The following is a 3095-nucleotide window of genomic DNA, read 5'->3' as shown; positions in this document are numbered from 1 at the left end:
GCCGGTGTCGAGGGGACAGCCGGTCTGGGACAGGAGAGGACGGGACAGTGAGCGTTACCAATGATCGGAGATTGTCCGGTGTCAGCCGGGGGCAACGTGTGCAGATCGTTGTGGATGGGTTACCGGTGCTCGCGTTCGAGGGTGAGAGCGTGGCTGCTTCCTTACTCGCTGCTGGTCGGCGTGGTTTACGTGTGACAGCACGGGCTGGGGAACAGCGGGGGATGTACTGCGGTATCGGGTTGTGTTTCGACTGTGTGATGACGATCGATGGGCAGCGTGCGGTTCGGACGTGTGTGACGGCGGTCCGTGACGGTATGGAGGTCACGACTCGGCATGGTCATGGTCTGTGGGCAGGGTCTGGCCGGGTGGAGTCTGGCCGGGTGGAGGAGCGATGACAGGTCGGGTGGAGGTGGGTTCGTGGCCGGTGGTCGTGGTCGGGGGTGGGCCGGCGGGGATCGCGGCTGTGACGGAGGCGGCGCGGGCGGGTCTGCGGTGTTTGTTGATTGATGAGGCGCCGCGGTTGGGGGGGCAGATCTACCGGCAGCTCCCTGCCGCGTTCGGGGTGGGGGGTGGTGCGGGGGGTGGCCGTGATTATCAGCGTGGTCAGCGGTTACGGGCCGCGTTTGACCGGGTCGCGGGGCGGGTGGAGGTCTGGTCCGGGACCAGTGTGATTGATATTGGGGAAGGGCCTCGGGTGGTGTGTGCGTCCGGGGTTGGGGGCAGTCGGCAGGTCACCGCGGATTTTCTGGTGGTGGCGACGGGTGCTTATGACCGGCCGGTGCCGTTTCCGGGGTGGACGTTGCCGGGTGTGTTGACCGCGGGTGGGGCGCAGGTCTTGATGAAGGCTATGCGGGTGCGTCCGGGTGAGCGGGCGGTGGTCGCGGGTACGGGGCCGTTGTTGCTGGTGGTGGCTAATCAGCTGCATCGTGCGGGGGTGCGGGTGGGTGCGGTGTTGGAGGCCGGCCGGTCGGCTTTTACCGTGGGTAGTGCTGCGGTGGCGTGGCGGCATGGGGGTCTTCTTGTGGATGCTGCGCGTTACCGTCTTGGGTTGTATCGGGCGGGTATTCCGCTGCTGTATAACCACACGGTGTTCGCTGCGGAGGGTGATGGTCAGGTTCAGCGTGTGACCTATGGTCCGGTGACCGCGGCGGGGTGGCAGCCGGTTCGTGGCCGGGAACAGCACACCGCTGCTGATCTTCTTGTGGTGGGTTTTGGTTTTGTGCCGAACGCGGAGCTCAGTGAGTTGGCTGGTTGTGAGCTTGTGTATCGGGATACGGCCGGGGGGTGGGTGCCTGTGCGTGACGCGATGATGGCGACGAGTGTGCCTCGGGTGTTTGCGGTGGGTGATGGGGCGGGGGTGGCGGGTTCCCAGGTCGCGGTGGAGGAGGGGCGGGTCGCGGGTATCACGGTGGCGCAGCGGTGGGGGGTGTTGAGTGCGCGGGAGGCGGATCGGCGTCGGCGTGTGCCGGTGCGGCGGTTACGGACGTTGATGGCTGTGCGTGACAGGCTTGATGCGTTGTCTGTGGTGCGTCCGGGGGTGTATGGGCTGGCGGCGGAGGCGACGGTGGTGTGTCGCTGTGAGGAAGTGAGCCGGGCGGAGGTCGTTGCCGCGGTTGGGGAAGGAGCCCGTGATCTTCAGGCGGTGAAGTTGTTGACGCGGCTGGGTATGGGTGCGTGTCAGGGGCGGAATTGTGCGCCGTCGGCGGCGGGATTGGTGTGTGCCGCGACGGGGTGTGTGCCGGGGGCGGTGGGGCGGATTCATCCGCGGCCGCCTGTCAAGCAGGTCACGTTGGGTGTGTTGGCTGGTCCGGAAGGGGAGGCGTCATGAACAGTCGGTCCACGGTGGTGGTTGTGGGGGGTGGCGTGATTGGTTGTGCGGTGGCGTATTTCGCGGCCGTGCGGGGGTTGGATGTCACGTTGGTGGATAGTCCGCGGCGGGGGCGGGCGACGTCGGCGTCGGCGGGTGGGTTGTGGCCGATGGGGGAGTCGGTTGGTTTGGGGTGTGGTGTTATTTTCGCGAAGGCCCGGGGCGCGGGTGGTCATGGTCCGGAGCGGCTCCCGGAGAGTTTCTTGGAGTTTGCGTTGCGGTCGAACGCGATGGTTCCTGGGCTGGCGCGGGACCTGCGTGCGGATACTGCTATTGATATCGAGTTTGAGCGTACGTCGTTGTTGTTTGTTATGTATGACGAGAGTGATGAGGCTTATGCGCAGGCTTTGTGGGAGGATTATCCTGAGCAGCGGCATCTGTTTGAGTGGTTGACGGCGAGTGAGTTGGCTGTTGCGGAGCCTGCGGTGACGCGTCGGGTGCGTGGCGCGTTGCGTTTCCACGGTGATGATCAGTTGAATCCGTATAAGTTTGCTGATGCGTTGCGTGCGGGTGCGCGGGCGCGGGGGGCGCGGGTTCTGGCGCATACCGAGGTGACGCGGGTGGTGGTGGCGGGTTCCCGGGTGGTGGGTGTGGAGACGCCGACGATGAGTATTGGGTGTGAGGTGTTGGTGAACGCGGCGGGTGCGTGGGCGGGTCAGGTGGGGGAGATGGTGGGGGTTGAGGTGCCGGTTATGCCTGTGCGGGGTCAGATCGTGTGTACGGAGACGTTGCCGCGGGTGTTGACGAGTTGTGTGTCCACGACTGATTGTTATCTTGCGCAGAAGCAGCATGGTGAGATTATTATTGGTAGTACGACGGAGTATGTGGGGTTTGATGTGAGTACTACGGTGGGGGCGACTCGGGCGTTGTCGGCGGGGGCGGTGCGGGCTGTTCCTGGGCTTGTGCATGTGGCGGCGAAGCGTGTGTGGTGTGGGTTGCGGCCGGGGTCGCCTGATGAGCTTCCTATTTTGGGGCCGGTGGCGGGTCTGGCTGGGTATCTTAATGCGTGTGGTCATTTTCGTACGGGTATTGTGAATGCGCCTTTGACGGGTTTGTTGGTTGCTGAGTTGGCGGGGGGTGAGGGTCCTTCGTATCCGGTTGAGCCGTTTTTGTTGTCTCGGTTTGATGGGCCTAAGGTGGCGGTTGGTGGTGAGGTGGCTGTGGGGGGTGTGTGAGGGTGGGTGGTGTTGGGGGTCTGGGTGGGGTGCTCCTGCCCAGACCGTGGCCA

Annotated in this window: 3 protein-coding genes; all 3 read left to right on the top strand. The window is 64.8% G+C overall.

The window, feature by feature from the left end:
• Positions 1-47 precede the first annotated feature (47 nt).
• The 3 genes from MJ785_RS22205 to MJ785_RS08125 are packed head-to-tail and all read left to right on the top strand — an operon-like array spanning position 48 to position 3042.
• Positions 48-395 (top strand): (2Fe-2S)-binding protein, encoded by a 348-nt coding sequence (locus MJ785_RS22205; protein ID WP_370652897.1) that lies wholly within the window; start codon positions 48-50, stop codon positions 393-395.
• A complete protein-coding gene (locus tag MJ785_RS08130) occupies positions 392-1828 on the top strand; it encodes an NAD(P)/FAD-dependent oxidoreductase (protein ID WP_239405471.1) in 1437 nt (478 codons plus the stop codon). Before MJ785_RS22205 ends, MJ785_RS08130 begins: the two co-directional genes overlap by 4 nt.
• On the top strand, positions 1825-3042 hold the full coding sequence (locus MJ785_RS08125; protein WP_239380313.1) for an FAD-binding oxidoreductase: 1218 nt from the start codon (positions 1825-1827) through the stop codon (positions 3040-3042). Before MJ785_RS08130 ends, MJ785_RS08125 begins: the two co-directional genes overlap by 4 nt.
• Positions 3043-3095: the final 53 nt, after the last annotated feature.

The sequence above is a fragment of the Protofrankia sp. CiT1 genome, from assembly GCF_917627335.1.
Taxonomy (GTDB): domain Bacteria; phylum Actinomycetota; class Actinomycetes; order Frankiales; family Frankiaceae; genus Protofrankia.
The sequence above is the reverse complement of the archived record's forward strand: the minus strand, read 5'-3'. Positions and strand labels throughout refer to the sequence as shown.